This window comes from Streptoverticillium reticulum (assembly GCF_047456005.1).
GTDB lineage: Bacteria > Actinomycetota > Actinomycetes > Streptomycetales > Streptomycetaceae > Streptomyces > Streptomyces reticulum.
Genome location: NZ_CP179755.1, coordinates 5525104 through 5547430 on the forward strand (window position 1 = coordinate 5525104; position 22327 = coordinate 5547430).

Here is a 22327-nt window from a genome sequence, read left to right on the forward strand (position 1 = left end):
ATCACACCCATGTCCTGGGGCGGTAACGGTTGGCCCGCTCCACCAGTTCGATCCGTTCCTCGCCGCGCTGGGCGAGGCGCGCCAGCACACGGTACGAGCGTTCCAGCCCGAACCGCAGCCCGCGCTCGTCCAGGCCGCTGCCGAGCAGGCCCGGCGCGCCCGGCGGGCCGCCCGGGGGCGCGCCCGGACTGCCGGAGAGCACCCAGTCCAGCGCGGTGCCCAGCACCTCGGTGCAGAGCTGTTCGCGCCGGACCGCGTCCAGTCCGAAGCCGTCGAGCCGTTCCACCTGCCGGGCCGCCGCCTGGAGGTCCGGCAGCAGGGGGTCGGCGGCGGAGCGCTGCCGCAGCCGGGCCCGGACGGCCGCGACCCGGGCCGCCGTGCAGTGGACGGAGGCCTCGGGGACGGACTCCAGCGCCGCCACCGCGCCCGCGCGGTCCCCGCAGGCCAGGCGCACCCGCGCCAGCCCGAAAGCGGCGCTGACGAAGCCGGGGTCGGTGGCCCACACCAGACGGTAGTACTCGGCGGCGTTGTCCAGCTGGCCGAGCACCTCGGCGCACACGCCCAGGGCCAGCTTCGGCGCGGGCTCGCCCGGGAAGGCGTCGTAGACCGCGTCGAAGGAGAGCGCGGCCGTCTCGTGGTCGCCGGTGGCCAGGGCGTGCACCCCGCGGTACCAGACGACCCGCCAGTCCTCGGGGTGGTCCGCCTCCAGCGCCGCGAGCGCCTGGGAGGCGGAGTCGTCCTCGCCGAGCTCCAGCTGGGCGCGGGTCCGGCGCAGCCGCAGCTCGGGCGAGTCGGCGGGCGCCGCCTGGAGCGCCGCGTACAGCTCGGCCGGCTGCGAGGCCAACAGGCCCGCGAGGAAGCCGGCGTTGGGGTCGTCGGCGTCGACCAGGGGCAGCGGCAGGGCGAGGGCGGTGGCCCGCGCGTCGAGCGGGGCGGTCAGTGCCGCCGACGGCTGCGGCAGGGCGGGGGCCGCGGCCCCCGCGACGGCCCGGCGGCCGGTCACGGCGCGGGTGCCCAGCGCGGAGACGTCGTCGGTGCGCGCCTCGAACAGCCGGGTGTCCGCCACCCGCGGCTCCGGTCCGAACAGCCGCGACAGCGCGGGGCGCGGCATGCCGGTCTGCAGCGCGACGACCTCCCGCAGCACGCCCGTCAGCTGCTCCGCCATCTCCGCCGCGGACGCGAACCGGCGCTTGGGGTCCGGGTCGGTGGCGCGCACCAGCAGCCGGTAGAAGGACTCGAAGCGGGTGAAGACGTCGATGTGGGAGGGGTCGGGCAGGCTGTGCGCGAAGACCGTCGTGTAGCCCTGGAAGTCGAAGGTGAGGACGGCCAGGGTGCGGGCGACGGTGTACAGGTCGGAGGCGACGGACGGGCCCAGCCCGGCGATCTCCGGGGCCTGGTAGCCCATCGTGCCGTAGATCGGGCTGTCCTCGTCGTCCATGCGCCGGACCGCGCCCATGTCGATCAGCTTCAACTGGTCCTGCTGCTGAATGGCGTTGTCGACCTTGAAGTCGCAGTACAGCAGGTTCCGGCTGTGCAGGTGGCCGAGCGCCTCCAGCGCCTCGATGCCGTACGCGCACGCCTGCTCGACCGGCAGCGGGTCGCGCCGGCCGTCCGGGGCCCGCCGTTCGTTGGCGATCTCCTTGAGGGACTTGCCGCCGACGTACTCCATCACGATGTAGCCGTCGAGGCTGCCGGTGCGCTGGTCCAGGTGCTCGACGAAGTTGTAGATGCGCACGATGTTGGAGTGCTCGATCTGCGCGAGGAAGCCCCGCTCGGAGAGGGCGGCCTGCAGCGCGTCCTCGTCGCCGGTGTCGAGCAGGCCCTTGAGGACCACCCAGCGGTCGTCGACGGCGTGGTCGATGGCGAGGTAGATCCAGCCCAGCCCGCCGTGCGCCAGGCAGCCCGCCACCTCGTACTGGCCGCCCACCACGTCGCCCGGGCGCAGCTTCGGCACGAACGAGTACGGGTGGCCGCAGTTGGTGCAGAAGCCCTCCGTGCGGCCCGGCCGGTCGCCGCGCGAACGCCCCACGGGCGCACCGCAGTCGCTCCGGCTGCAGAACCGCTTGCGCTCGGGCACCTCCGGGTCGGCGAGGACCGCGGCCCGCGGGTCCGGGCGAGGCACCCCCGGCATGGTGACCAGGCCCGCGCCCAGCTTGTTGCGGGTGGGGGCGGCCATGGTGGGCGGTCCGCTGCTCACCGAGACCGAACGGGCGGCGGTGCCCGGCGTGTGGCCCGTCACGGTCCGCGACAGCCGGCCGGGGACCGAGCGGCGCGAGGACGAGGACCCCGACGAGTGGGACGGCGAACCGGAACCCCCCGAACCGGAACCTCCCGAACCCGAGCCCCCCGGACCGGAACCGCCCGACGAGGAGGACCCCGGTCCCGAGGACGGCCCGGAGGCGCCGGACCCCTCCCGGGCCGCGCGCCCCGCGCTCGTGAGGCCCGTCGGCGGCGAGCCGATCATCCCGCTGGGCGAGACGACCGGCGCGAGCCCGCACTGGTCGCAGTACAGCTCGCCGTCGCCGACGGCCCCGACTTCGACGTATCGCCCGTCACAGCCCGGCCGCTGGCAGTCCCGCGCCCGCGCCGTCCCCTGCGCCACCCCGCACACCGTGCAGTACGGCGTGCCGTCGATCTCCTCGTACGTCCCGTCGCAGCCCGCCTGTTCGCACGTGCCGCTCATGATTCCCCCCTGACGTCGGCGGGCGGGGCCAGGGCCTCCGCCACCGCCTGCTGATAGCGCAGCACGGCCCCCTCCGCGGCCACCAGATCACACGGCGCGCTCCACAGCATGCGGCGCGCCGCGTCGTACCGCTCGCCGAGGAAAGGGTCCTCCGCGAGGCCGTGCCGGGCGGCCTTCGCCTTGTACGCGTCCAGCCGGCCGCGCAGTTCGGCCCGAACCGCCAGTGGTGCCGTCACCGCCGTGAGCGACTCGCGGGCGCGCAGCAGCTCCTCCTCGGCGCGCTGCTCCAGGCCGTCCAGCAGCGGCGAGAGCCGGTGCCAGCGGGCGCATCTGCGGTGCTCGGCGGCGGCGCTCAGCTGCTCGTAGAGCACGGTCGGCGGGCCGGACACGGCCGGCACCACGGACGCGGCGATCTTCGACAGGACCTCGGCCCGTGCCTGCCGGGCCTCGACGAGCGTCCGGTCTGCCCGCGAGAGCACGTCCCGCACGCGCATCAGCCGCTGTTCGGCGTCCTGCCGCACGTCCAGCACCGCCTCGACCTCCCGCCGCACGTCCTCCAGGGCGCGGGCGGCGCGGTCGTAGCGCCGGGTGTCCGGGCGGCCGCCGCCCGGGGCGGAGCTGGGCGAGGAGCCGGTCCAGAAGGCCAGCGGATCCGATATCACTTCGGACCGCAGGGCGGCCAGCTCCCGGGTGATCTCCTCCAGGTCGTCGCCCGACGGGTGTTCGCCCGGCCGCACGCCGATCGAGTGGGCCAGCGAGCGGGTGCGCTGCAGCTCGGCGGCCAGCAGGTCGATGCGGGCGGGCAGCGCGGACCACACGGCGTCGGCGGTGACGACCACGTCCAGCGCCTGTGCGTACCAGCCGTTCATCCGGTCCACCAGCTCCTGCAGGGTCAGCTGTTCGCTGAGCCTGGCGGTGCCGGCGTCCGGGGCGGCGGGCAGGGTGACGGCCGTGCCGCGCAGCAGGTCGGTGAGCTCGGACAGTTCGCCCTGGGTGGGCCAGCGGCGGCGGCCGCGCAGCTCGCGGGCCGCCTCCAGGGCGTCGGTGTAGGCGTCGAAGTACGTCCACAGCCGGGCGATGAGCTGCTCGGCGAGCTGCCATCTGCTGCGGGTCGTGCCGCTCAGTTCCGCCCCCTCCAGCAGGCGGCGGCCCGCGTGGTCCTGGAGGGCGAGCAGCGAGGACTCGACCGCCTCGTGCTCCGCGCCGAGCCGCGCCAGCGCCCGGTCGGCCTCCTCGCGGCTCAAGGCCGGCCCGGTGGGCCCCGCGACCGCCATTGATCCCCTCTCCTGTCGTCGGCCCGGCAGCGCCGGTGCTGCCGTCCCGTCAGTCCCTGTACTTCGGCTCCGGGGGAGCGGTGATCCCCTTCAGGTCGGCGGCCAGCCACTTGTGGTACGCCTGCATCCAGGGGCTGTCGCCGCCGCCGCGCCGGAACTCCTCCAGTACTGCGTTGACCCGGCGTACCAGGTCTTCGTCCTTGAGATTCATCGCCACGCCGTACGACTCGGTGGTGAACGGTTTGCCGACGAGTCCCACGGACGGGTCCTGGGCTGCCTGTCCGGCGGCCAGGGCGCCGTCGGTGAGCACCGCGTCCGCCTGCCCGAGCTGCAGCCGTACCAGGCAGTCGAGCTGGTTGGGCACGGTCAGCACGGAGGCGGCGTGCGGGTTCTTCTTCAGCTCTGTCTCCGCGGTCGATCCCTTCGCTGCGCACACCCTCCTGCCGGCCAGGGAGTCGTCGAACCCGCTGATCGGCGAGTTCTTGGGCTTCAGCAGCTGCTGGCCCGTCCCGAAGTAGGCGGTGGAGAAGGCGACTTGCCCGGCCCGTTCGCAATTGATGGTCATGGTACGCGCAATGATGTCCACCTTGCCCTGTTGCAGCGCGGGGATGCGCTGACTGGTGGTGACCGCAATGAAGGCGACCTTGCCGGGGTCGCCCAGCAGGTCCTTGGCGATGGCGTGCACCAGATCGATGTCGAAGCCGCTGAGTTCGCCGGTCGCGGGGTCGCGGTAGCCCCAGTGGTAGCTGTTCTGGTCGACTCCCGCGTTCAGCCAGCCGCGGGCCTTGATGCGCTGCACGGCCGGGCCGTCCACGGTGGACGGCCGCAGGCTCGCCTCCGGGTCGGTGCACTGGGCGGCGCCGGCCGACGGCGCGGCCGCGGCCACCGGCTGCGTACGGTCCTCGTGCTGCGGTGCCCCGCCGGAACGGTCCGGCAGCTGGACGGCCGCCGCCACCATCGCGCACGCGGCCGCCGTGGCGGCGGCGAGCGCCGCCCTCCTCCGTGCGTGGGTCCTCACGCCCCGCCTCCCCCCTGTCACCGGTATTCCGACAGCCTGCGGCCGATGCCGAGCACCGCGCCCGCCGCGGCCAGCAGGGCCAGCACCGCCGCCCCGGCCGTCAGCCCGGTCAGCGCCCCGCGCCCGTTGTCGGCGGAGTGCCGGAACTGCGCCTGCTCGTGCGACAGGGCCTGCTGCAACTCGTTGTCCACCCGGTCGAAGGACTCGCCCGTGCTGTCCTTCCCGCCGTTCACCATCTGCAGTGCCTTCTTGTAGTCCCCGCTGACGTCGGCGGCGCGTGCGGCACTGTGCTGCCGGAGCCACTGCCCCACGTCCGTCACGGCCTTGGCCACCGGGTCACGCCCTGCTGCGCCGTCCGCCAGTGCTCCGGCCCGGTCCAGCAGGGTGCCGGGGGCCGGAGCGGCCCGGCCGGCGTCGCCGCTGCCGTTGCCGAAGAGCTTCTTCATGTCCTTCCGGAAGCTCGCCTCGTAGAGGTCGTCCTGTGTTGCCGGGTCGAGCACCGAACCCCGGGACACCAGGGTGAGGTTCTCGTCGCCGCGGGCCTGGAGCGAGCTGATCCGGGCCTCGTTGAGGACCTGCAGGGACTGCGCGCCGTGCCGGTCGGAGTCGTCCAGCTCCGCGCGGGCCACCGTGTGCCCGGCGACGAGCCACAGCAGCACCACCGCGGTGGCCGCCGTCGCGGCCAGCAGTCCGTGATTGAAGACGCGGTTCGTGCGCAGGTAGTTGCGCCGCTGCGCCCAGCCGAGCGCGCCGAGGGTGACGGCGCCGGCGGCCAGCGCGGCCCAGGGCCAGGCCTTGGCGTCCCGGTAGTCGGAACCGAGCCGTCCGGTTTCCGCCTCGTAGAGGGCGCTGGCGGCGGGCAGCAGTTCGCCGCGCATCCGCTCGCTCGCATACCGCAGGTACGCGCCGCCGAGCGGCAGGCCCTGGCGGTTGTTCGCGCGGGCGGTGTCCACCAGACCGGTGTAGACGGGCAGTTGCTTGTTGAGCGTGGCGATCTGACGGCGCTCCGTGTCCGAACCGCTCGTGTTCGCCGCGGCCTTGACCAGCAGTTCGGACGCCAGGGCGATGTCCTGGTCGTAGCGGTCGCGCGCGGCCTTCGGCTCCTGGCCGCCGGCCAGGAAGCCGGAGGCGGCCGTGGTGTCGGCGTCCGCGAGCGAGCGGTAGATGCTTGCCGCGTCGGCGCTGAGCGGCTGGCTGTGCGTGACGACCGCGTCGGCCGCCGAGGCCCGGTCACTGACCTGCCAGGCGGTGACGCCGCCGAAGACGGCGAGGACGGCCGCGAGCGCGGCACCGATGATGCGCAGGCGGCCCGGCTCGGTCGTCGCAGCGGCGCGCAGGCGGGCGGCGCCTTCGCGCCAGGCCGTCTGCTGTGGTTGTGACACGAGACCTCCCCCTTGGTCGCTGGCGCCAAGTATGACGGGAGACGGCTTTCGCGCCCACCCATGCGCCCCGTAGGGCGCGGGGAACTGCGCGATCGGCCACGACGCGCCTGCAGTCGAGGTGTTCGGGGCTTCGCCCCGGACCTCCGGGGCGGTGCGTTGTCTGCGGGCCGGTGGGGGCTGGTCGCGCAGTTCCCCGCGCCCCTTACGGGGCGCCTGGTCGCGCCCACGCGGCGGAGCCGCATATGTCAGCAGCCCCGCGCCCCTGACGGGGCACGCCCCCTTCGGGGCGCTACGCGTACGCCGCCCGCAGCGTCCCGTAGGCCTCCCTCGGTGCCCCCAGCCGGTCCAGGCCCAGCAGGGCCGCACCCATCACGGGACGTGCCGTCACCACCACCGGCACCGCCTTCGGGGCGCACTCCGCGAGGAGGGCCAGAACCCGTTCGTGCAGCAGCGGATGACGCGCCGCCAGCACACCGCCGCCCAGCACCACCGGCACCTCCGCCTCCAGCAGCCCCAGCCGGCCCAGCGCTACCCGGGCCATCGCGACGATCTCCTCCGCCTGCCGCACCACGACCGCCCGGGCCACCGCGTCGCCCGCCGCCGCCACCGCGAACAGCACCGGCGCCATCTCGTACCGCCGCGCCGCCGGGAGCCGGCCCAGGTGCAGCGCCTCGATCAGCGCGGGCATGCCGGGCAGCCCGAAGTGGGCGGGGAGCGCACGGGCGAGCTCGCTCGGTTCGCCGCGGCCGTCGTCCGCCCGGGCCGCCCACCACAGCGCCTCGTCCGCCAGGCACCCGCCGCCGCCCCAGTCGCCGGAGATCCGCCCGATGGCGGGGAAGCGCGCCACCCTGCCGCCCGGGGCCACGCCCGCGCAGTTGATGCCCGCGCCGCACACCACGGCGACCCCCGCCGGTTCCGGGCCGTCGGGCAGCCCGGCCCGCAGCAGCGCGAAGGTGTCGTTGGCCACGGTCACCGACGGGGCCCAGCCCAGGCGCTCGATCTCCGCCGTCAACTCCGCCTCCTCCACGGGGAGATCGGCATTGGCCAGGCACGCCTGGACGTGCCCGGCCCGCGGGCTCCCGCCCGGATCCGCCCGGGCGGCGGCCGCGGCGACGAGCGGCACCAGCCCCGCCACCGCCGCCGCGGCCCCCGCCTCCGAGGGCCGGAAGCCGCCGCCGCGCGCGGCGCCCAGGACCGTGCCGTCCGGGCCCACGAGGGCGACGTCCGTCTTGCTGTTGCCCGCGTCGATCGCGAGCACGGTTCCGGTCAGGCCCACGCCAGGTGCTCCCGGTTGTGCGCGAGGAGTGTGTCGGTCAGCCGGTCCGCGTACTCGGCCTGGCCGATCAGCGGGTGTGCCAGCAGCGCCCGGAAGACCCGGTCGCGGCCGCCCTTCAGCGCCGCCTCCAGGGCCAGGTGCTCGTAGGCGGTCACATTGGCGATCAGTCCCGCGTACAGCGGCTCCAACGGCCGTACGGGCAAAGGGTGCGCGCCCCGCGCGTCCACCGACGCCGGGACCTCGATCACCGCGTCGTCGGGCAGGAACGGCAGGGTGCCGTGGTTGAACGCGTTGACGACCTGGACGTCCCCGGTGTCGCGCAGCAGCGACGACGTGAGCGCGACGGCGGCCTCCGAGTAGAACGCGCCGCCCCGCTTCGCCAGCAGCTCCGGCTTCTCGTCCAGGGCCGGATCGGCGTACAGCTCCAGCAGCCGGCGCTCCATCTCCGCCACCTCGGCGGCCCGGGACGGCTTGCCGCCCAGCTCCCGGACGACCGCGTCGTGCTGGTAGAAGTACCGCAGGTAGTACGAGGGCACCACGCCCAGCCGGTCCAGGAGCCCGCGCGGCATGCGCAGGTCCGTGGCGATGGCGTCGCCGTGCCCGGCCAGCAGCTCGGGCAGCACGTCACGGCCGCCGACGTGCACCGCGCGCTCCCACGTGAGGTGGTTGAGGCCCACGTGCTCCAGGCTCACCTCCTCCGGGGCCACGCCCAGCAGCCGGGCGAACTTCCGCTGGAAGCCGATGGCCACGTTGCACAGCCCGACGGCCCGGTGCCCGGCGGTCAGCAGGGCGCGGGTGACGATCCCGACCGGGTTGGTGAAGTCCACGATCCAGGCGCCCGGGTTGCGCCGCCGCACGCGCTCGGCGATGTCGAGGACCACCGGCACGGTGCGCAGCGCCTTGGCGAGGCCGCCCGCGCCGGTGGTCTCCTGGCCGACGCAGCCGCACTCCAGCGGCCAGGTCTCGTCCTGGTTGCGGGCGGCCTGCCCGCCCACGCGCAGCTGGAGCAGGACGGCGTCGGCGCCGTCCACGCCGGCGTCGAGGTCCGCGGTCCAGGAGATCCGGCCGGGGTGGCCCTGCCTGCGGAAGATGCGCCGGGCCAGCCCGCCCACGAGCTCCAGGCGGTCCGCGGCCGGGTCGACGAGGACGAGCTCCTCCAGCGGCAGCACGTCCCGCAGGCGCGCGAAGCCGTCGACGAGTTCGGGGGTGTAGGTCGAACCTCCGCCGACCACGGTGAGTTTGAGCACGAGAGATCAGCCCTTTACTCCGGTGAGGGTGACGCCTTCGACGAAGGCCTTCTGTGCGAGGAAGAAGACGACGATGACCGGCGCCATGACGAGCAGGGTGGCGGCCATGGTGAGATTCCAGTCGACGTTGTGGGCGCTCTTGAACGATTCCAGTCCGTACGACAGCGTCCAGGCGCCGGGATTCTGCGCGGCGTAGATCTGCGGGCCGAAATAGTCGTTCCAGCAGAAGAAGAACTGGAACAGCGCGACGGCCGCCAGGCCGGGCCGGGCCATGGGCACGACGATGCGCAGCAGCGTGCGCAGTTCACCGCAGCCGTCCATCCGGGCCGACTCCAGGTACTCCTTGGGGATCGTCAGCAGGAACTGCCGCAGCAGAAAGATCGAATACGCGTCGCCGAAGGCCATCGGGACGATCAGCGGCCACAACGACCCCGACAGGTGCAGCTGCTGCGCCCACACCAGGTACATCGGGACGACGACGACCTGGGGCGGCAGCATCATCGTGGCGATGACGAGCATCATCGCCGGACGCCTGCCCCGGAAGCGGAACTTCGCGAGCGCGTAGGCGACGGGCAGGGACGAGCACACGGTGAACAGCGTGCCCAGCCCGGCGTACACCAGGGAGTTCCTCCACCAGTCGAGGAATCCGGGGGTGCGGAACACCGTCGCGTAGTTGGCCCACTTCCACTGGTGCGGCCACAGTTCGCCGCTCATCGCCTGTTCGTCGCTCATGACGGAGGTCAGGAAGACGAAGACGAACGGCAGGACGAAGAAGAGTGCTGCGGCGACGGCCGTGGCATGGACGGCGATCCAGTGGAGCGTGCGGTTCCGATGCATGCCGGATCAGTCCTCCGCCGTCAGCAGGCCGGTGCTTCTGCGCATCAGCAGCGAGGTCACGGCCATCGCGAGGGCGAAGAGCACGAGCGAAAGCACGCACGCCGCACCGGTGTTGAAGTTCTGGAATCCGAGCGAATAGACCAGCTGCGGCACGGTGAGCGTGGAGTGGTCCGGATACCCCGGCTGGATCACCGTGCCGGGCCCGATGCTGACGCCGGAGGCAAGCTTTCCGGCGACGAGCGCCTGGGTGTAGTACTGCATGGTCTGGACGACTCCGGTGACCACCGCGAACATCACGATCGGGGTGATCGACGGCCAGGTGACGTAGCGGAATCTCGCGAGCGCCCCCGCCCCGTCCAGCTCCGCCGCCTCGTACTGCTCCTTGGGCACGTCCAGCAGCGCGGCCATGAAGATCACCATCAGGTCGCCGATGCCCCACAGGGACAGCAGGACCAGCGACGGCTTGGCCCAGTCCGGGTCGTTGAACCAGTTCGGGGCGTCGATCCCGACCGCCGAGAGGGCCTCGTCGACCGGTCCCGTCCCCGGGTTGAGCAGGAAGACGAACGCGACGGTGGCGGCCACCGGCGGGGCCAGGTACGGCAGGTAGAAGGCGGTGCGGAAGAATCCGGCGCCGGTCTTCACCTTGGTGACCAGCAGCCCGATGCCGATGCCGAAGGCGACGCGCAGCGCGACCATGACCACCACCAGCCAGAGCGTGTTCCACAGCGCGGGCCCGAAGAGCGGCATCTGCTGCAGTACGTATTTCCAGTTGCGCAGGCCCACGAAGGTGGGGGCCTGGATCTGGTTGTAGTGCATGAAGGAGAAATAGACGGTGGCGACGAGCGGGTAGCCGAAGAAGACGGTGAATCCGACCAGCCAGGGCGAGAGGAATCCGAGGGTGCGCAGCCGCTCGCGGGTGCGTCTGCGGCGCGGGGAGGGCGTGGTACCGGGGGCCATGGCGGTACTCCGTCAGTTCGCGGACTGGAGGTTGTCGTCGTCGATCTGCCGGTCGAGCCTCCGCAGCCCCTTGTCCAGGTCGCGGACCTTTCCGGCCTCGACGGCGTAGCCGAAGTCCTGGAGCGCGGTGATGTACTGCCCGCCGTTCACCGACGGCGGCATTCCGGTGCTGTCCGGGTGCGCGGCGATGTCCAGGAAGGTGCGGAAGGCGGGGTCGCGGCCGAGTTCCGGCGAGGCCAGTGCGGCGTTGGTGGACGGCACGTTGTGGATGGCGTTGGCGAAGGCGACGACCTGACCGGTGTCGGTGGTCAGGAACTTCACCAGTTCCCAGGCCGCGTTCTGGTGCCTGCTGCTGTGGGCGATGCCGATGACCGTTCCGGTCAGATATCCGCGCCCGTACGTCCCGGCCCGGTCGTCGGGGACGGGCAGCGGGGCCGTGGCCCAGCGGAATCCCGGCTTCGCCTCGTCGAGCATCAACCCCCGCCATTCGCCGTCCAGATGCATGGCGAGCTTCCCGGTGAGAAAGGCGTTCTGCGAGGACATCTCGTCGCCGAAGGTGGTGCGGTAGGTCTCCAGCGACGTGTAGCCGCCGAGGGCGGAGACGAGTTGCTGCTGGAAGGAGAAGAACTGCTTCGCCGCGGGTTCCCGGGCGAGCATCGCCTTGCCCTCGCCGTCGAAATACCGCGGCCCCCATTGGGCGAAGAACCGGTCGGGGCTGTTCTGGTACAGCCGGAAGTCCGGCATGAATCCCAGCTGCCGGTATGAACCGTCCTTCGTGCGCTGCGTGAGCCGGACGGCGGCGTCCTTGAACTCCGACATGGTGCGCGGGGGCCGGGTGATGCCGGCCTTCTCGAAGGCGTCCTTGTTGTAGTACAGCCCGTACGCGTCGGCGAGCAGGGGAAGGGCACACTGCCGGCCCTGGTAGCCGGAGTAGCGGACGAGGGGTGCGGGGAAGACCCGGGACTTGTCCAGACCGGACTTCACGAGGAAGGGATCGAGATCGACCCACATGCCCGAGGAGCAGTACTGGCCGACGTTGTTGGTGGTGAACGAGGACACGACGTCGGGCGCGTTTCCGCCGCCCGCCCGCAGGGCCTGGTTGACGGTGTCGTCGTTGACGTTGCCGGTGGCCTCGACCTTGATCCGGGGGTGCAGCCTCTCGAACCGGGCGATCGACGCCTTGACGGCCGCGACCTCCTTCTTCTCCGACCAGCCGTGCCAGAACCTCAGGGTGACGGGCCGGGTGGGGTCGTCGTCGGCGCTGCCGGTGCTCGGATGCGCGCATCCGGCGAGGAGCAGCCCTGCCGCTAACAGCAGCGGGACGCGGGCACGTGACATGGCGGAACGTCCCTTCGGCAGCGGGGGAAGGAGCGGGAGGGCGCGGTCCTCAGGCCGTGGTGTCGAACACCGTGTTGCGCGCTGCGGCGAGTGCGGTGTGCAGGGCGCCGAGGAGGATGGGGGAGCCCTCGACCGTGCTCAGCCGCAACTCCGGCCGGGGCAGGTCGAGTCCGGACATCTCGTTCTCGATCAGTTCGCGCAGCCGGTCGCCGCCGGCCAGGCAGACCTCGCCGGAGAGCACGATCAGCTCCGGGTCGACCACGGCGACGACGGCCAGCAGCGCGGTGGCGATATGGTGCGCCAGCCCGGCGAGGACGGCGTCGCCGGCACCCGGCGTGGCCGCGGCGGCGGCCAGCGCCTCGGGGGCGCCGGCGGCGTCGATGCCGTGGCGGCGGGCCAGCGCGACCACGGCGGCGGAGACGACGAGCATGTCCAGGCCGCCCTCGGCGAGGGGCCCGGGGGTGCCCGCGGGCCTGCCGCGGACGACCGGGGCGCCCGGCATCGGCATGTAGCCGATCTCGCCCGCCCCGCCCCGCGCACCGCGCAGCAGCCGGCCGCCGAGCACGATGGCGGCGCCGACGCCCTCGTCGGCCCAGAAGTGGACGAAGTCGGCGCAGTCCCGGGCGGAGCCGCAGTGCTGTTCGGCGACGGCGGCGAGGTTGACGTCGTTCTCCACGACCACGGGCGTGCCGAGCGCGGCGGAGAGCTCGTCGACGAGGGTGTGCGACTGCCAGCCGGGCAGGTGGGGCGCGTACCGCAGCCGCCGGGTGCGCGGGTCGAGGGCGCCGGGGGTGCCGACGACGGCGCGGCACAGGGCGTCCCGGCCGAGGCCGGCCGCGCGCAGCGCGCCGTCGACGGCCTCGGCCACGAGCTCGGGGGTGCGGGTGCGGACGTCCTCCGCGGTGGCCTCGGCCTCGACGCGGTGCCGGCCGACCGTGGTGCCGGTGATGTCGGCGACGGCCGCGCTGATCCCGGCCTTGTCGACGGCGAGGGCCGCGACGTGGGCGATGCCGGGGTCGACCTCGTACAGCAGGGCGCTGGGCCCCGGACGCCCGGTGACGCTGCCGGTGGTGCGGACGAGGCCGGCGGCCTCGAGGCGGGCGAGGAGCTGGGAGGCGGTGGGCTTGGACAGCCCGGTCAGCTCGCCGAGCCGGGTGCGGGTGAGGCGGCCGTGGGTGATCAGCAGGTCCAGGGCGGCCCGGTCGTTCATGGCCCGGAGGACTCGGGGGGTTCCGGGGGTGGTGGCCATGGTCGCTCCCGCGGAGGTCTGTTGGGAAACCTTCCTAACCGTCACGAGGACGGTATGCGAGCGGAAACGTGGGGTCAATGGTTCCGCCCCGTAAGGGGCGCGGGGAACTGCGCGATCGGCCACCGACGGCCTGCAGCCGACGCACCACCCGGGGTCCGGGGCGAAGCCCCGAGTACTTCGACTGCTGGCGCGTCGTGGCTGGTCGCGCAGTTCCCCGCGCCCCTTACGGGGCGCCCCCCCCGGGATACCTCACTTGCCCAGCACTGGCCCCGGCGGTATCGGGGCCGTGGCCATGGACTGCGGCGAGACCGGGTTGCCCAGGGCCGAGGGGGCGGCCATCGCGGCCGTCGGATCGGCGGCCGGCGCGGTGTCCGCGGCCTGTACCACGCCCATCCGGATGCCCGCCGCGTCCAGCGCCTGCTTGATCCGCCAGCGCAGTTCCCGCTCGACCCCGGAGGCCTCCCCGGGCGCCGTCTTCGCCTGGACGCGGACCACGACCGAGTCCAGGCCCACCGAGTCCAGGCCCATGACCTCGACCGGCTCCCAGATCTTCTCGTCCCACGGCGCGACCTTGGCCATGTCCTGGCCCGCCGACGCGATGATCTCGCGGGCCCGGTCGAGGTCCTCGTCGTAGCGCAGGGAGACGTCCACGTCGGCCATGGACCAGCCCTGGCTGAGGTTGCCGATGCGCTTGACCTCGCCGTTGCGCACGTACCAGATGGCGCCGTTGGGGCCGCGCAGCTTGGTGACGCGCAGGCCCACCTCGATCACCGTGCCCGTGGCGACACCGGCGTCGATCTCGTCGCCGACGCCGTACTGGTCCTCCAGGATCATGAAGACGCCGGACAGGAAGTCGGTGACGAGGTTCCGGGCGCCGAAACCGATGGCCACACCCGCGACACCCGCGGAGGCGAGCAGCGGGGCCAGATTGATCTTCAGTACGGACAGCACGGTCAGCGCCGCCGTGCCCATGATCAGGAACGAGGCGACGCTGCGCAGCACCGAGCCGATGGCCTCCGAGCGCTGCCGCCGCCGCTCGGCGTTGACCAGCAGACTGCCCAGGGCCGTGCCGTCGAGGTGGTGCGTGGTGCGGTTCATCCGCGCTATCAGCTGGGTGATGCCGCGGCGGATCAGGGAGCGCATGGCCACAGCGATCACGACGATCAGGATGATGCGCAGGCCGTTGCTGAGCCAGATGGACCAGTTCTGCTCGACCCAGCCGGCGGCGTCGTTCGCCGTCCGCTGGGCCTCGTCCAGGGACGCGGGGGGACGGGGCGTCGAGTCTGCGGCCAGGGCAGCGGACAAGAACACAGCAGGAATCCTCCGAGTAGGACACACGCCCGCGGCGGGGACGGCGCGGGCAGGCCCACCACACTATCGGGGCAGGGCGGGTCCCCCGTTGTTGTGTTCGAGATGAGGCGGGTATCGAGCAGGTCCTGCCAGGGGTTGGCCGCGGTGTGCCGCAAAACACCTGTGACCCGTTACCCGGTCATGGTGGCGCTCCGACCAGGGCGCAGGGGACACTTGCAGGAGATCGTCCCGGCGCGAGCCACGCGCCGCCGGCGTACAAGGAGGCACCCGTGCCGCATGTCCTGGTCCTCAACGCGTCGTACGAGCCGCTCGGCGTCGTACCGCTCCGCCGCGCGCTCATACTCGTCCTCAACGAAAAGGCCGTCAGCCTCGAGGACACCGGCGCCTATCTGCACAGCGCGACCTGCACCATCCCCGCACCCAGCGTCGTGCGCCTGAAGCGCTTCGTGCGGGTCCCCTTTCGGGGCCCCGTCCCGCTCACCCGCCGTGCCCTCTTCGCCCGCGACGGCGGGCGCTGCGCGTACTGCGGTGGCGTCGCAACCAGCGTCGACCACGTCGTGCCGCGCAGCCGCGGCGGGCAGCACGCCTGGGACAACGTGGTGGCTGCATGCCGCCGGTGCAATCACGTCAAGGCCGACCGGCACGTCGCCGAGCTGGGATGGCGGCTGCGCCACCAGCCCGCTCCGCCGTCCGGGCTGGCGTGGCGCATCATCGGCACGGGGCATAGGGATCCGCGCTGGCTGCCCTACTTGGAGGCCTACGGCGCGGAGGACGCGATGGCCCGGATCGACGGCATTTCCGCCTGAGAGATCCGGGCCATCGGCGTTTCGATGGCCCGGACTCATCTGGGGGCCGCGCCCCGTCAGGGGCGCGGGACAGTCACTCCCCCAGCTACCGCTGGGAGGTACCCCCAGCGGCTCCGCCGCGTGGGCGCGACCAGCCACAACCGACCCGCAGCCAAAGCTCAACGCACCGCGTAGGCCTCCACCTCCGCAAGGGCGGCCCCCTTGTCGCCCTGGATACGGACGAACCGTACGTCCGGCACATCCATGCGCACGGTCTCCGTGTTGCCCGGGCCGCCCGCAGGGCGCCAGGTGCGCCCGTCGCCCGAGACCTGCACCCGGTAGCGGGCGGGCCGGGCGCCGTCCTTCCAGTGCAGCACCAGCCTCCCCAGCCGCACCGGACGGGCCAGCGCCAGCTGCCACGCCCCGTTGCCCGACGCCGTCGTCCCGGCGCCGCGCGCCAGGTCCGGGCCGTCGGTGGGCGGATACGCGTGGACGGTGACCGTCCGCTCCTGCCCGGCCAGCTTCAGCTGTACCGCGACGTCGTGCCCCGAGGCCCCGGCGGGCACCGAGATCTCGATCCGGGCCGTGGTCACCCCGCCCCGCGGCACGGTCAGCTCGGCCGGGGCGTTCACGGTGACGCCCGAGGGGGCGGTCACCGCGAGGCGCTCGCGGACGGCGTCCGGCCGTCGGTTGATCATTCGCAGCTCGACGACGGCCGGGCGGCCGCCGATGTCCGTGTCCACCTCGCTCCGCGCGAGGTCGATGTCCGCGGTGGGGGCGTCGGCGAACCAGGGCGCGATCTCGTGCACGGCGGGCGGGGCGGCGGCCGCGGCGTCCCAGACCAGCCGCAGCCCGTCGGCCCTGACGCCCTTGCCGGGCACCTGGGTCCAGCCGCTGTCCGACAGCGGGCCGAGCCGCTGCCAGCCCGCGGCCGGGTCGTGCGCCTCGACCGCGCCGCGGGTGCCGGGCGCCGGGTCGGTGAGCACGGTGACCGCGGCCAGCGGGCGCGGCCCGCGCACCGCCACCGCCAGCGGGGCGCCGCGGGGCGGGGTGACGGCGGTGGCCGGGTCGCCGTCGGTGGCCTTGCCGCCCGTGCGCAGCGGGCGGTCGACGCCGGTCCAGCCGTTGGCCTTGGCGAGGGCCTTGTCGAGGAACGGGGTGAGCACCCCGGCCCCGACGGTCGCGTTCTCCGCACCGATCTGCGCCCGCAGCTGCTGCACGTCCAGCTGGGCCTGCCAGGCCGCGGCGCCGTCGCCGCGGGCCTGCGCGACGAGCATGTCCACCGCCCGCTGCCCGGCCCGGCCGTGCCGCCCCAGCTGGTCCAGCCACGGCCGGAGCTCGCCGCCCAGGGCCGGCGACAGCCGCTGCGGTGCGTCGGCCATGGTGCGGAAGGCGGCCCGCAGCCGGTCGGCGGCCTCGCCCAGCTTCCCGGTGTCCGTGCCGCCGAGCGCGGTCCAGAAGTCGTCCAGCAGCGGCCGCAGGTACGCCGACTCCTCGCCGCCCAGCATGGACGAGGCGTCGTTGCCGGCGAGCGCGCGCAGGGCGTCGCGGGTCGGCCCGTCACCGGCGGCGAGGTCGTCGACCGCGGCCTTCCAGGACTCGTCGGGCCGGTAGCCGCGCGGGTTCCAGGCGAAGTCGGCCGCGGTGAACAGCGGGATGCGGGAAGCGGCGGGCTGCGCCGGGGCGTTGGCGAGCAGCGCGGCCGAGCCGGTGGCCACGGCCGGCTCCCGGCCGGTGTACGGGCCGAGGAAGATACGGTCCTGCGCGAAGTCGTTGACCGGGTAGTTGTCCATGGTCACCAGCGGGTGACCCAACGCCGAGCGGGCGTCGGCCAGTTCGGCTCCGGTGATGATCCTCGGCACCACGCCCACGCCCGTCCAGGCCACCTCCACGCGCGGGTCGAGTGCATCGGCCAGGGCGCGCCGGAAGTCCGTGCGCCCGTCCTGGTAGTACTCGGTGGGCAGCAGCGACAGCGGCGCCGCCTCGGACCCCTTGGCCGCCAGGTGCGCCGCGAGCGCGTTCGCGACCTTCGCCTGCGCCTTCGCGGCGGCCTTGGGGCCGGACCCGAAGGCGTCCCGGTCCGCTCCGCAGTGCCACTCGGTGTAGCTGACGTCCTGGAACTGCAGCTGGAAGGCGCGCACGCCCAGCGCCCACATCGCGTCGACCTTGCGCTTGAGCGCCTTCAGGTCGTCGCCCGAGGAGAAGCACATGGCCTGCCCCGGCGCCACGGCCCAGCCCAGCGTCACGTGGTTGCGGCGGGCCCGGTCGGCCAGGTCGCGGAACTCGGCGCGCTGCGCGGCCGGGTAGGGGGCGCGCCAGCGGGCCTGACGGTACGGGTCGTCGCCGGGGGCGTAGAGATAGCGGTTCTGCTTCGTGCGCCCCAGGAAGTCCAGCTGTGCCAGCCGCTGTTCGTGCGTCCAGGGGTCGCCGTAGAAGCCCTCGGTCAGGCCGCGCACGGCTGTGACCGGCCAGTCGCGCACGACCGCCCCGGCGAGGACGCGGCCGCCGTCGCGCTGCACCGCCAACTGCCGCAGCGTCTGCGCCGCGTGGAACAGCCCGTCCGGGCCCACGCCCGAAAGCGCCGCCACCGGACGGCCGTCGACCTGGCCCGTCGCCAGCCGGTAGCCGCCGGAGGGCAGGTCGGCCACGGGAGGGGCGCCGAGCGCGCGCAGGGCGTCCTCGGCCGCCCTGCCGCCCGCGTAGACGATCAGCCCGTCCGGCGGCGGGGTGCCGCCCGGCTGGGCGTCGACGACGGTCCGCGCGCCGAGGCCGCGCAGGACGGTGCGCAGCGCTTCGAGCGTGTACGGGTCGGTGTTCTGCTCGGCCATGAGCGTGACCTGGTCACCGATGCGGGCGCCCGCGCCCTGCGCGCGCGCCGTCTGCGGACGCGGCCAGACCGGCGGCAGGGCGCCCGTGCTCTGCGGGTCGGTGTCGGGGGTGGTCGGGGCCGCGGTGTCGCCGGGGCGGGGGTCGGCGAGGGCGTCGTGCGTGCTGCCGAGCAGCCCGCTCAGCAGTGCCGCGGCCAGCACGGTGACCCCCGCCCGCCGCGGCCGGCCGAGCCGGCCGGTGCCGAGGACGGGACCCGGCGGACCTGCCGGACGGGCCTCGTACGAGGAGTCGTTGCTGGGGAACGGCACGGGCATTGCTCCTCGTTCTGGTGTCGCCTCCGTGGTCGCCGAGCCCATCACCAGGCGAATCGCGATGTCAACGCAGGTGACCGAACTGCCGGTAATGACCGGTGCATCAGAGGTGAAGAAGGCGGGGATGTCCACCAAAGGGCCGTCAAATCGACACCGGAGACCGTAATGTGACGTGGAGCGCTACCAGCGGTACGGGACCCCGGAGGTCTGCATGAGCCGAGCGCGCCTCGCCCAGCTGCACGGTGTCGCCACCTCCTACAGCCCCTCGCCCGGCCGCACCGTCGACGTGCCCGAGGACACCGTCGTCGCGGTCCTCGCCGCGCTGGGCGTCGACGCCTCCACCCCGCGCGCGGTCCGCGCGGCCCTCGCGGAGCACGAACAGGACGCGCAGCAGCGGCTGCTGCCGCCCACCGTCGTGCTGCGCGAGGGCGCCCGGCTCTCCCCGGCCCGGCTTCCCGCGGGCGGCGCACTGCGCGTCGAGACCGAGGACGGCCGGACGCTGGAGTGCGACGGCACCCCGGGCGGCGAGCCCGACATCGGCCCGCCGCCCGGCAGCCACCTGCTGCACGCCCGCACCGCCGACGGCCGCTCCGCGAGCGCCCACCTGATCGTCGCCCCGCACCGGCTGCCCGCACCCCCCGAGCGCGGGCACGGCTTCCTGGTCCAGCTCTACTCCCTGCTCTCCGCCCGCTCCTGGGGCATGGGCGACCTCGGCGACCTGGCCGAGCTCGCCGCCTGGTCGGGGCGCACGTTCGGCGCGGACTTCGTCCAGATCAACCCGCTGCACGCGGCCGTCCCCGGCCGTGCGGGCGCCCCCACGGACCCCTCGCCGTACCGCCCCTCCTCGCGCCGCTTCCCCGACCCGGTGCACCTGCGCATCGAGGAGATCCCCGAATTCGCCTGCCTCACCGGCCCCGACCGCGACCGCGCCGGCCAACTGGGCGCGGAGGCGGCCGCGTTGCGCGACGCCGTTCTGCACGAGGGCGCCCTCATCGACCGCGATGCCGTCTGGGACGTCAAGCGCCGCGCGCTGGAGCTGCTGCACACCGTGCCCCTGGGTCCCGGACGCCGGGCCGCCTACTGCGACTTCCTCGCCGACCGCGGCCGCGCCCTGGAGGACCACGCCACCTGGTGCGCGCTCGCCGAGGTGCACGGTCCCGACTGGCGCTCCTGGCCCGCCGCCCTGCAGGACCCGCGCTCGGCCGGCACCGCCCGGGCCCGCGGCGAACTCCTCGACCGCATCGACTTCCACTGCCGGCTCGCCTGGCTCACCGACTGTCAGCTCGCCGCCGCCCAGCGCTCCGCGCGCGAGTCGGGGATGCGCATCGGCCTCGTCCACGACCTGGCCGTCGGCGTGCACCCCTCGGGCGCCGACGCCTGGGCGCAGCAGGACGCCTTCGCCCCCGGCATGTCCGTCGGCGCGCCCCCCGACGCCTTCAGCCCCCGCGGCCAGGACTGGGGCCTGCCGCCCTGGCGCCCCGACGCCCTGCGCGCCACCGGCCACGCCCCCTACCGCGAGCTGCTGCGCGCCCTGTTGCGGCACGCGGGGGCGCTGCGCATCGACCACGTGATGGGCCTGTTCCGGCTGTGGTGGGTGCCGCAGGGCTGCGAGCCCGCGCGGGGGACGTACGTGCGCTACGACCCGGAGGCGATGCTCGGCGTCCTGGCGCTGGAGGCGCACCGCGCGGGCGCGGTCGTCATCGGCGAGGACCTGGGCACGGTCGAGCCCGGGGTGCGCGAGGCGCTGGCCGAGCGGGGCGTGCTGGGCACCTCCGTGCTGTGGTTCGAGCGGGACTGGGCGCGGACGAACGGCGAGGGCGCCCCGCACGCCGAGCCGCTGGAGCCCGGGCGCTGGCGCTCCGGCTGCCTGGCCACCGCCACCACGCACGACCTGCCGAGCACCGCCGCCCGGCTCACCGGCGGTCACGTGGCCCTGCGGCACCGGCTCGGCCTGCTCACCCGGCCGCTGGCGGCCGAGCAGCGGGAGGCCGCGGCCGAGACGGCGGAGTGGCTGGCCCTGTTCGCCCGGCTGGGCCTGCTGCCCGAGGGCCGGGGCGACGAGGAGGCGGCCGTCAAGGCCGTCCACCGCTTCCTGCTGTCCACCCCCGCGCGGCTGGTGGGCGTCTGGCTGCCGGACGCGGTCGGCGACCGCCGCCCGCAGAACCTGCCGGGAACCTGGGACCAGTACCCCAACTGGCGGCTGCCCGTCGCCGACGCGGCCGGGCGCCCGGTGTCGCTGGAGGGGCTGGCGGCCTCACCCCGGCTGCATGCGCTGATGGCCGAGATCCGCAGGTGGGAGCGGGTGCGCAGCGTATAGGCGACCCCGGGCGCGCGAGGCTCGCCGGTGTCCGATACTTTGAGCGCGTGAGCAATAAGGTCAACAAGAACGCCATGCGTGCCGGAGCCATCACTGCCGGCACGATGCTGATGCTGCTGATGTCGTCCCCCGCGTTCGCGCTCACCCGCGACGACGGCGACGACCCGGGTCCCGGCCTGAGCATGATCAACACGCTCGGCCTCTTCGTCGCCGCGCCGATCGTCCTCTTCCTCGTGATCGCCGGCCTGGTCATGGTCCTGTCCCGCAAGGGCGACAACGTCCACACCCACGACACGCACTACGCGAAGGCCTCGCGCTAGCGCACACGGCTTTTCCCGACGGCCCCGGTTCCGCGCACGACGCGGAACCGGGGCCGTCGTGCATGTGCGGGACATCCACGGGCTTTATGCCGCGCTTAACCTACGGTGTCGTAACCTACGGGGCCGTAAGTCAGCACGTCCCCAGGAGCCGTCCGTGACCATCACCCCTTCCCGCGTGTGGACCGACAGTCGGCTGCTGTACGCGCTCGAAGAGGCCGTCGAGACCGAGCTGAACCGCCACCTGAAGGTGGCCAAGGAGTGGATGCCGCACGAGTACGTGCCCTGGAGCGAGGGGCGCGACTTCGACGGCGTCATGGGCGGCGAGGCCTGGTCCCTCGAACAGTCCAAGGTCTCCGACATCGCGCGGACCGCGCTCGTGGTCAACCTGCTGACCGAGGACAACCTCCCCAGCTACCACCACGAGATCGCCTCGCTCTTCGGCCGGGACGGCGCCTGGGGCACCTGGGTGCACCGCTGGACGGCCGAGGAGGGCCGGCACGGCATCGTCATGCGCGACTACCTGCTCACCTCGCGCGCCGTCGACCCGGTCGCGCTGGAGCGGTTCCGCATGGCGCACATGAGCGAGGGCTTCGAGTCCGACAACCGGCACAGCATGCTGCACTCCGTGGCCTACGTGGCCTTCCAGGAGCTGGCCACCCGCATCTCGCACCGCAACACCGGCCACCACTCCGGCGACGAGGTGTGCGACCGCATGCTCGCCCGCATCGCGACGGACGAGAACCTGCACATGGTCTTCTACCGCAACCTGCTGGGCAGGTCCTTCGAGCTGGCGCCCGACCAGACGATGTCCGCGGTGCGGGACGTGGTGACCGGTTTCCGGATGCCGGGTCATGGCATCCCGGGCTTCGAACGGGCCGCCGCCCAGATGGCGATCGGCGGCATCTACAACCTGCGCATCCACCACGACGACGTCCTGCAGCCGGTGCTGCGCTTCCTGAAGGTCCTGGACATCTCCGGGCTGGGCCCGGAGGGCCTGCGGGCCCAGGAAGAACTGGGTGTCTTCCTGGGGGACTTGGACGGCCAGGCGACTCGCTTCGACGAGCGGCGCGCGGCCCTGCTCGCCCGGAGGGCGGCCAACCGGGGCTGAGTTCGGCTGCGGCCGGCTGTGGTTGCTCGCGCAGTTCCCCGCGCCCCTGACGGGGCGCGGGGAACCACCCACCCGCGGTAAGCGA

At 73.7% G+C, this 22327-nt stretch carries 16 protein-coding genes; 4 read left to right on the plus strand and 12 right to left on the minus strand.

Going from position 1 to position 22327, the window contains the following annotated elements; translation table 11 throughout:
* Position 1: 1 nt before the first annotated feature.
* The 11 genes from ACMATS_RS25395 to ACMATS_RS25445 all read right to left on the minus strand — a co-directional run bounded on the left by ACMATS_RS25395 (position 2) and on the right by ACMATS_RS25445 (position 14572).
* Positions 2–2683 (minus strand): tetratricopeptide repeat protein, encoded by a 2682-nt coding sequence (locus tag ACMATS_RS25395; protein WP_414169197.1) that lies wholly within the window; start codon positions 2681–2683, stop codon positions 2–4.
* Positions 2680–3957: a hypothetical protein gene (locus ACMATS_RS25400; protein WP_391151376.1), complete on the minus strand. Its 1278-nt coding sequence runs from the start codon at positions 3955–3957 to the stop codon at positions 2680–2682. The genes ACMATS_RS25395 and ACMATS_RS25400 overlap by 4 nt, the downstream gene beginning before the upstream one ends.
* A 49-nt stretch (positions 3958–4006) precedes the next feature.
* Entirely contained in the window at positions 4007–4975 is a 969-nt protein-coding gene (locus tag ACMATS_RS25405; RefSeq protein ID WP_414169198.1) for a glutamate ABC transporter substrate-binding protein, read from the minus strand.
* 17 nt (positions 4976–4992) lie between these two features.
* Entirely contained in the window at positions 4993–6357 is a 1365-nt protein-coding gene (locus tag ACMATS_RS25410; RefSeq protein WP_390781113.1) for a hypothetical protein, read from the minus strand.
* A 289-nt stretch (positions 6358–6646) separates the two neighbouring features.
* A complete protein-coding gene (locus ACMATS_RS25415; protein WP_414169199.1) occupies positions 6647–7633 on the minus strand; it encodes an N-acetylglucosamine kinase in 987 nt (328 codons plus the stop codon).
* The gene (locus ACMATS_RS25420) at positions 7624–8880 is read right to left on the minus strand and encodes a 6-phospho-beta-glucosidase (RefSeq protein ID WP_414169200.1); all 1257 of its coding nucleotides are present in this window, start codon (positions 8878–8880) and stop codon (positions 7624–7626) included. The genes ACMATS_RS25415 and ACMATS_RS25420 overlap by 10 nt, the downstream gene beginning before the upstream one ends.
* Before the next feature lie 6 nt (positions 8881–8886).
* Positions 8887–9717, minus strand: a complete 831-nt coding sequence (locus tag ACMATS_RS25425) for a carbohydrate ABC transporter permease (protein WP_414169201.1) — start codon at positions 9715–9717, stop codon at positions 8887–8889.
* Positions 9718–9723: 6 nt separating this feature from the next.
* A complete protein-coding gene (locus tag ACMATS_RS25430) occupies positions 9724–10674 on the minus strand; it encodes a carbohydrate ABC transporter permease (protein WP_414169202.1) in 951 nt (316 codons plus the stop codon).
* Positions 10675–10686: 12 nt separating this feature from the next.
* The gene (locus ACMATS_RS25435; protein WP_414169203.1) at positions 10687–12012 is read right to left on the minus strand and encodes an ABC transporter substrate-binding protein; all 1326 of its coding nucleotides are present in this window, start codon (positions 12010–12012) and stop codon (positions 10687–10689) included.
* Positions 12013–12061: 49 nt separating this feature from the next.
* Positions 12062–13261: an ROK family transcriptional regulator gene (locus ACMATS_RS25440; RefSeq protein ID WP_390781119.1), complete on the minus strand. Its 1200-nt coding sequence runs from the start codon at positions 13259–13261 to the stop codon at positions 12062–12064.
* A 249-nt stretch (positions 13262–13510) separates the two neighbouring features.
* Positions 13511–14572 (minus strand): mechanosensitive ion channel family protein, encoded by a 1062-nt coding sequence (locus ACMATS_RS25445; RefSeq protein WP_414169204.1) that lies wholly within the window; start codon positions 14570–14572, stop codon positions 13511–13513.
* A gap of 269 nt (positions 14573–14841) precedes the next feature.
* Between ACMATS_RS25445 and ACMATS_RS25450 the strand changes: the two genes are divergently transcribed.
* On the plus strand, positions 14842–15378 hold the full coding sequence (locus ACMATS_RS25450) for an HNH endonuclease (RefSeq protein ID WP_390781121.1): 537 nt from the start codon (positions 14842–14844) through the stop codon (positions 15376–15378).
* A 158-nt stretch (positions 15379–15536) separates the two neighbouring features.
* On the opposite strand, the gene ACMATS_RS25455 is transcribed toward ACMATS_RS25450, so the two are convergent.
* A complete protein-coding gene (locus ACMATS_RS25455) occupies positions 15537–18383 on the minus strand; it encodes a beta-N-acetylglucosaminidase domain-containing protein (protein WP_414170795.1) in 2847 nt (948 codons plus the stop codon).
* Between the two features lie 325 nt (positions 18384–18708).
* On the opposite strand from ACMATS_RS25455, the gene malQ reads away from it, so the two are divergent.
* The 3 genes from malQ (at position 18709) to ACMATS_RS25470 (ending at position 22242) form a co-directional block, all read left to right on the plus strand.
* Positions 18709–20814, plus strand: a complete 2106-nt coding sequence (gene malQ / locus ACMATS_RS25460; RefSeq protein WP_414169205.1) for a 4-alpha-glucanotransferase — start codon at positions 18709–18711, stop codon at positions 20812–20814.
* 47 nt (positions 20815–20861) lie between these two features.
* Positions 20862–21134 carry a hypothetical protein gene (locus ACMATS_RS25465; protein WP_390781124.1) on the plus strand — a complete coding sequence of 91 codons (273 nt, stop codon included), beginning with the start codon at positions 20862–20864 and terminating at the stop codon, positions 21132–21134.
* A 154-nt stretch (positions 21135–21288) separates the two neighbouring features.
* The gene (locus ACMATS_RS25470) at positions 21289–22242 is read left to right on the plus strand and encodes an acyl-ACP desaturase (RefSeq protein ID WP_414169206.1); all 954 of its coding nucleotides are present in this window, start codon (positions 21289–21291) and stop codon (positions 22240–22242) included.
* Positions 22243–22327: the final 85 nt, after the last annotated feature.